A 1,072-nucleotide genomic window follows, 5' to 3' on the forward strand; every position below is an offset into this window, starting at 1 on the left:
GGGGGGGGCATGCGGTAGCCGCCGCCAGTCCACAGACAGGTGCGCTTGCGGTAGTTGTCCTCGGCGCACCAGCCGGTGAAATCGAACGGTTGAAACGTGCAGTCCGGCTTGCCGAACACGCCCGACAGCACGGATACCGGGTTCTCCACGAACCAGGGTGCGCCGCTGATCGCGCCGATGACTCGGCACTGCTCCGCCACACTCACGGCTTTGGCTTGGAACAGGTGATCGTGCGCGTATTTCTCGGCGAACCATCTCGCGCCGCTCACGGCCATGTCCGTGCAGGGCGGGAACCCGGCCACGAAAGCCAGCCGCCCATCACGGATGAGAGCGCCGATTTCGTTAAACGATTCCTCGACGGTACGCGCCAGCAGCGTGTACGACCCGTCATCATGGTCAAACCCGTGCTGCGGGTCAACGCACACCGCCCGATACCCGTGTTCGGTCCAGGGCCGTGCAAACACCCCCGAGACGTCACACAGGCAAAGCACCGTATCCCTCATCGCGTCTCCTTGAGAATGTTGACTGATTTGAACAAGTCGGTGTACAGCTCAACGATTCACGCACGCTCATGGCCGCACTTCCAGAGACAGTCTCTTGGACTCGTCGTAGATGTTGATCAGCGCCGTCGGACTGTGAAGGGCGTTGAGCTCTACCTTCACGGGACATCCGATGAGCCATTGCAAATCCGCGACGCCGTTCTCCCCGATCTCCACGGCGGCGACATCAAGCAATCTCGGCAGCAGCTTGGGTTTGAACGTCAGGTAATGCCGCATGACCACCCCCTGCAAGGTCAGTTGGATGCGGACTGCCGGGGCTTTGAAATGCGCCGGATCGTAGAGCAGTCGGGCATCGACGATCTTCATGGTTCCGTTCCCGATGCCGGTATTCATGATCTTGTCCATGTCGTTCATGCTTCCCTCTCTTCGATTCGCAGCGTGATCGCATACCAGCCCTTATGCTGGCTGCGTTCGCCGGCCCGGTAGTCGGGGCCGATAAGATGCTTGCCGTCATCGTCCGGCCACCATCCGGCGTCGGTGAGCGCGTCCAGGATGGCCTTGACCATCGGGGC

The 1,072-nt window shown here is 61.2% G+C and carries 2 protein-coding genes; both read right to left on the reverse strand.

The annotated features are described in order from the left end of the window. A partial coding sequence (locus G1C94_RS07605) for a hypothetical protein (protein WP_172147245.1) occupies nt 1-503 on the reverse strand: 503 nt, incomplete at its 3' end. A 66-nt stretch (nt 504-569) separates the two neighbouring features. Next, entirely contained in the window at nt 570-914 is a 345-nt protein-coding gene (locus G1C94_RS07610; RefSeq protein ID WP_172147248.1) for a hypothetical protein, read from the reverse strand. Nucleotides 915-1,072: the final 158 nt, after the last annotated feature.

The organism is Bifidobacterium panos, assembly GCF_012932445.1.
Classification (GTDB): domain Bacteria; phylum Actinomycetota; class Actinomycetes; order Actinomycetales; family Bifidobacteriaceae; genus Bifidobacterium; species Bifidobacterium panos.

What these genes read in the sequence shown, in the direction of transcription:
- G1C94_RS07610 (WP_172147248.1), bottom strand. Translation starts at nt 914, where the DNA reads ATGAACGACATGGACAAGATCATGAATACCGGCATCGGGAACGGAACC.